Source organism: Streptomyces hirsutus, from assembly GCF_001418415.1.
In the GTDB taxonomy this organism is placed as follows: Bacteria; Actinomycetota; Actinomycetes; order Streptomycetales; family Streptomycetaceae; genus Streptomyces; species Streptomyces hirsutus.
The window spans coordinates 1-5,527 of record NZ_LIQT01000077.1; the positions used below are offsets into that span (position 1 = coordinate 1).

Genomic DNA, 5,527 nt, shown 5'->3' on the forward strand with positions numbered 1-5,527 from the left:
GACGTCCTCGGTCTCACCGGCAGGGAACGCGACGTGCTGCGCCTGGTGGCCGCCGGCCACACCAACCGCCGTATCGCCGAGGAACTGTTCATCTCGCCGAAGACGGCCAGCGTCCACGTGTCCAACATCCTCGGCAAGCTCGGAGTCTCCGGGCGCGGCGAGGCGGCGGCGGTCGCCCACCGGCTGGAACTGTTCACGGCCCCGGCCGGGAACCGGTCCGCGGCGGGATAATGGGCGGCACGCCCACGCGGCCCTGGAAGGGGGAGCGGTGTTCAACGCCTTCGAGGAACTGTTCGCTCCAGGCCGCAAGCACACCCGGGACGAGCAGAACCGCCTCGAACTGACCCGGGAGGACGTCGGCGACGCCGATCCCGGTCACGGACCGATAGACCTCACCTCCGGAAAGGTCGTCGTCCGCCCGTCACCGGACCGCCCCCGCCCACCACCGGACGAGAGCCCTTAGGGCCTCTCGTTCGGATCGGGCCGGGCTCGCGGGTCCGGTGCCGCGCCTCGCCGCGTTGTCGTCGGTCCCCAGGGCTCCTTCCCCGACCTCTCGGCTTCTCCCCCACTCTCGACTTCGCTCGAGCGGGGGGACCCCATGAGCAGGGGAGACCCCGACTGGCTCCCTCCTCCGCCTTGCGATGCACGCTCCCCCAAGTTCTCGGCTCCGCTCGAACAGGGAGGGGCCCCCAGGACCCCGCTCCCTGAGCCGGCCCGATCCAGACGAAAGCCCCTAACCCACCCGCACCTCCAGGATGCGGTCGTCCTCGCCGCCCGGGTCGCCGCGGCCGTCCGTGTTGCTGGTGACCAGCCACAGCTTGTCGCCGCCCGCCGCCGCCACCGTGCGCAGCCGCCCGTACTCGCCCTCCAGGAAGGCCTGCGGTTCCGCCGAGGCCTCCGTGCCCTTGAGCGGGATCCGCCACAGGCGCTCGCCGCGCAGGCCCGCCATCCAGACCGACCCCTCCGCGTAGGCGATGCCGCTGGGGGAGGCCTCGTCCGTGCTCCACTGGGCGATCGGGCTACGGAAGTCGTCGTCGTCGGACACGCCCTCCGCCTCCGGCCAGCCGTAGTTGGCACCGGGCTCGATCGCGTTGAGCTCGTCCCAGGTGTTCTGGCCGAACTCCGAGGCGAACAGCCGCTGCTTGGAGTCCCAGGCCAGGCCCTGCACATTGCGGTGACCCAGCGAGTACACCGCGGAGTCGGGGAGCGGATTGCCCGGCGCCGGCTCGCCCTCCGGGGTCAGCCGCAGGATCTTGCCGCCCAGCGACTTCTCGTCCTGGGAGAGGCCGGTGTCGCCGCTCTCACCCGTGCCCACGTACAGCATCCGGTCCGGGCCGAACGCGATCCGGCCGCCGTTGTGGACCACGCCCTTGGGGATGCCCCGGAACACCGTGTCCGGTGCCCCCAGCCGCTCACCCTCGGGCTTCTTCTCGTCGTGGATCATGCGGACGATGCGATTGTCCGAGGCCGAGGTGAAGTAGGCGTAGATCATGCGGTCCGAGGCGTACTCGGGGGAGAGCGCGATGCCGAGCAGGCCGCCCTCGCCGGACGGCGACACCCCCGGCACCTCGCCCAGCTCGGACGTCTCGCCCGTGTCGGCGTCGACCCGGCTGATCGTGGCCTCGTCCCGTGACGACACCAGCAGATCGCCGTCGGCCAGAGGCGCGAGTCCCCATGGGGAGCGCAGGTCCTTACCGACCGTACGGAGCACCTTCACCGAGCCCTTCGCGGGTGGTGTCTCCTCGGCGCCGCCCTCCGGGGACGAGGACCGCCCCGCCGAACCGGCCGGGGAGGAGCCGGCGCCCTTGTCCGGCGATCCTCCGTCGTCGGAGGAACAGCCGGCCGTCAACAGGAGCGCGGCGGTGGCCAGTACGGCTGTAACGGCTCGATGGTGCACGATGTCGTCCCTTCGACGCGGCGGGTTCTCCCTGTCATACACCGCCCGCGCCCCACAGGTTCCCGATCGCACGAGCCCGAACCGCCGATCACCGTCCGGTCCCGGCCCGCTCCCACGGTCTCGGCCCGACGGCCCGTGGTGCCCGGTCCCCTCCCGCGGTGTTCCGTCTCTCAGTCCCACGACCCCTGGGCCGCGGGCAGGTCCGCGATCTCCGCCAGGTCGGCCTCCGTCAGGCACAGGTCCGCCGCCCCCGCGTTCTCGGCGACCCACCGCTCCTGCTTGGTACCCGGCACCGGGATCACCTGCCCGCCCTGCGCCAGCACCCAGGCCAGGGCCACCTGCGCCGGGGTGACGTTCTCGCCGTGCCGGCGGGCCACCCGGCGCAGACCGGCCACGATCGGCTGGTTCGCAGCCATCATCTCGGCGGTGAAACGGGGGTGCCGGGCCCGCAGGTCGTCCGCCTCGAAACCCTCACCCGGCGTCAGCGTGCCGGTCAGGAAGCCGTTGCCCAGCGGCATCGCGGCCAGGAACCCCACACCGCGCGCGGCGCACCACGGCAGCAGCGCCTCCCGCGCCTCCGGCGACCACACCGACAGCTCCGCCTCCACCGCGCTCACCGGGAAGACCTGCTGCACCCGCTCCAGTTGCCGGACCGTCGCGTCGTGCAGCCGCGCCCCGGGCCGCCGCGCGGATCGCGCACCGACCGCACAGAGCCCCAACGCCCGTACCTTTCCGGCCCGTACGAGCTCCGCCATCGCGCCCCAGGTCTCCTCGACGGGGATCTCCGGGTCCGCGCGGTGCAACTGGTACAGGTCGATGACGTCGGTCTGCAGCCGGCGCAGTGAGGCGTCGCAGGCCCTTCTCACGTACCCGGGGCGGCCGTTGGCCACGATGTGCTGATCGCCCACCAGCAGGCCGACCTTCGTCGACACGAAGGCGTCGCCGCGCCGCTGCTTCAACACCCGCCCCAGCAACAACTCGTTGGTGAACGGGCCGTACATGTCGGCCGTGTCCAGCAGCGTCGACCCCAGGTCGAGCGCCCGGTGCACCGCTCTGAGCGAATCCTCGCCGCGCTGCCGCGAGGTGCTGTAGGCCCAGCTCATCGGCATGCACCCGAGTCCGACGGCCCCCACCGCGAGCGCCGCCGCGCCGATCGTCCTGCGCTCCACCTGGTCGTGACCCTCCCTTTCCCGGACCCCAACCTAACCTCTGGCGTCGCGGGCCCCTGACATAGCCTCCGGACCATGACTGCTGACGTATGGCTACCCATCCCGCCGGACGAGATCGAGGGGCTTCCGAAGGGGCCGCGGTACCACTTCTGGGACGGCGCGCAGGAGTACCCGGCCGACCCGGCCGACTGCGTGTTCTACGTCGTGCCGTACATGAAGGCCGCCGACGTCGGGGTGCGCCCGCTGCCGCTGATGAGCTCGGTCGAGGTCGTGCAGACCCTGTCCGCCGGCGTCGACCATGTGCAGCCCGGCCTGCGCCACCTGGGCCCCGGCGTGCGGCTCTGCAACGCGCGCGGAGTGCACGAGGCGAGCACGGCCGAGCTGGCGCTCGCTCTCGTCCTGGCCTCGCTGCGCGGCCTGCCCGACTTCGTGCGGGCACAGGAGAGAGGGGAGTGGCTCGGCGGATTCAGGCCCGCGCTCGCCGACCGGAACGTGCTCGTCGTGGGGTACGGGGCGATCGGCGCGGCCATCGAGGACCGGCTCGTTCCGTTCGAACTCGCGCGGGTGGCGCGCGTCGCGCGCTCCGCACGCACCGCGGCGCGCGGGCCGGTGCATCCGTTCACCGACCTGCCCGCGCTGCTGCCGGAGGCGGATGTCGTCATCCTCTCCACCCCGCTCACCGAGGCCACCCACCACCTCGTGGACGCCGGCTTCCTGGCCCGGATGAAGGACGGCGCGCTGCTCGTCAACGTGGCCCGGGGGCCCGTCGTCGACACCTCGGCCCTGCTCACCGAGGTGGAGAGCGGCCGCATCACCGCGGCCCTCGACGTGACCGACCCCGAACCGCTCCCCCCGGACCATCCCCTGTGGCGGGCCCCGGGCGTTCTCATCAGCCCGCACGTCGGCGGACCCACCTCCGCTTTCCGGCCACGTGCCGAGCGATTGCTGGTGGACCAGTTGAACCGATTCGTGAACCGGGAGGAGCTCCGGAACGTGATCCTGGTGACGGAGGCGGTAAGCATGTAGTCCGTTTCGAGTACCGTCCGCGTTTTCTCGGACGCGATGGGTACTCATACATCAAGTGATCGTCACGGAGCGTAGAGAAGCTATGTCCCTGAGTGACGGGACTGGTGTATCGTCCCGACAGGGGCTGCGCCACTGACCATCGGCGCGGGGGATTGACATTGCAGACTGTGAGGGGGGCGACGGGCGATGCACGGCCTATGGACGAGCGATCCGACGCGATTGAGCCGATGTCGGCGACCCTGGCGCACGGCCGCGCGCAGCTGGGATCACCACAGCGGTCACCACACCCGTGGTCACCGCACCCCCGGTCACCACGCCCGGAGCAGCGGCCGCCCCGGCGACCCCTGTCCCCATCACCGCGGGCACGGCAGCCGCGGGAGGCCGGCCCACCTGACCCACCTGGCCGGATCGGCGCGTACCGGGAGGGACCGGTGAGCGCGCCGGCCCCCACGACCACGCTCGACGGAGCGGTGCGGGCGCACCCCGCCCCGGAAGCGCTGCCACCCCGCCCGCCGGCCGTGGGGCACCGGCAGGGACTGGTGCCGCAGCTCGTCCTCGCCGTCGTCTGCGCGGCCTACGCGATCGGCGCCGCCTTCGGCTGGGGATCGGACCAACTCGCGCTGATCATGGGTGACTTCGGACTGAGTGCCGCGGCGGCCGTGGCCGCCGTGTCCTGCTTCCTGTACGCGCGAGGCCGGCGTATCCGTTTCCGGCCCGCCTGGTTGCTGTTCGGCATCTCCTCCACCATGGCGTCCCTGGGCAATCTGGTCTGGGGGTGGTACGAGGTCGTCCTCGGGCGCCCCGTGCCCAGCCCCAGCTACGCCGACCTGTTCTTCCTGTGCTTCGCGCCGCCCGCCATCGTGGGGCTGCTGGTGCTCGCCAAACGGCCCGTGAACAAGGCCGGCTGGGTCTGCCTGGGCCTGGACGCCTGGCTGATCGGCGGCTCCCTGCTCACGCTCGCGTGGAGTCTCGCGCTCGCCCAGACCGCGCAGGCCGGGGGCGAGGACGTGGCGCACACCGCGCTGTCCCTGGCGTATCCGCTGCTCGACATCGCCCTGGTCAGCATGGTGCTCGCCCTGCACTTCCGGCGGTCGGCGGTCACCCGCTCGGCGGTCAACACCGCGATCGGCGCGCTCGCGCTCACCGTGCTGTGCGACGCCCTGTTCACCTCCCCGCTGCTGCACAACACCTACCGGTCGGGACAACTGCTCGACGCGGGCTGGTTCGCCGGCTCGCTGCTCCTGGCGTACGCGCCCTGGACCCGACCCCGGGGCGGCCGGTCCGGGGACGAGGGGCACACGCGCGTGGTGCGCGAGCACCTGCCCGGCCAGTACGGCGGACCGAACCCCTGGACGAGGGGGCACCCGGCCCACCTCGCGAACGATCCGGTTCCCCACGCGACCCACGGCCCGGTCCACCCCTCGTACCCCCACCC

General features: G+C 72.3%; 5 protein-coding genes and 1 pseudogene. 4 read left to right on the forward strand and 2 right to left on the reverse strand.

Translation table 11 applies throughout. The annotated features are described in order from the left end of the window. Both AOK11_RS07155 and AOK11_RS07160 read left to right on the forward strand, forming a co-directional pair. Positions 1-231 (forward strand): helix-turn-helix domain-containing protein (locus AOK11_RS07155; protein WP_167353766.1); only part of this gene is annotated, 231 nt, incomplete at its 5' end. A 37-nt stretch (positions 232-268) separates the two neighbouring features. After that, a complete protein-coding gene (locus AOK11_RS07160) occupies positions 269-463 on the forward strand; it encodes a DUF6191 domain-containing protein (protein ID WP_055592796.1) in 195 nt (64 codons plus the stop codon). A gap of 270 nt (positions 464-733) precedes the next feature. Here AOK11_RS07160 and AOK11_RS07165 read toward each other — a convergent pair whose 3' ends face one another. Both AOK11_RS07165 and AOK11_RS07170 read right to left on the reverse strand, forming a co-directional pair. After that, positions 734-1,897 (reverse strand): PQQ-dependent sugar dehydrogenase, encoded by a 1,164-nt coding sequence (locus AOK11_RS07165; RefSeq protein WP_055592797.1) that lies wholly within the window; start codon positions 1,895-1,897, stop codon positions 734-736. A gap of 170 nt (positions 1,898-2,067) precedes the next feature. Continuing rightward, the gene (locus AOK11_RS07170) at positions 2,068-3,066 is read right to left on the reverse strand and encodes an aldo/keto reductase (RefSeq protein ID WP_055592798.1); all 999 of its coding nucleotides are present in this window, start codon (positions 3,064-3,066) and stop codon (positions 2,068-2,070) included. Between the two features lie 75 nt (positions 3,067-3,141). Between AOK11_RS07170 and AOK11_RS07175 the strand changes: the two genes are divergently transcribed. Continuing rightward, positions 3,142-4,092, forward strand: a complete 951-nt coding sequence (locus AOK11_RS07175) for a 2-hydroxyacid dehydrogenase (RefSeq protein WP_055592799.1) — start codon at positions 3,142-3,144, stop codon at positions 4,090-4,092. 431 nt (positions 4,093-4,523) lie between these two features. Continuing rightward, positions 4,524-5,527, forward strand: a pseudogene (locus AOK11_RS07180) (phosphodiesterase); the annotation flags it as partial.

What these genes read in the sequence shown, in the direction of transcription:
- AOK11_RS07175 (WP_055592799.1), top strand. Translation starts at nt 3,142, where the DNA reads ATGACTGCTGACGTATGGCTACCCATCCCGCCGGACGAGATCGAGGGG.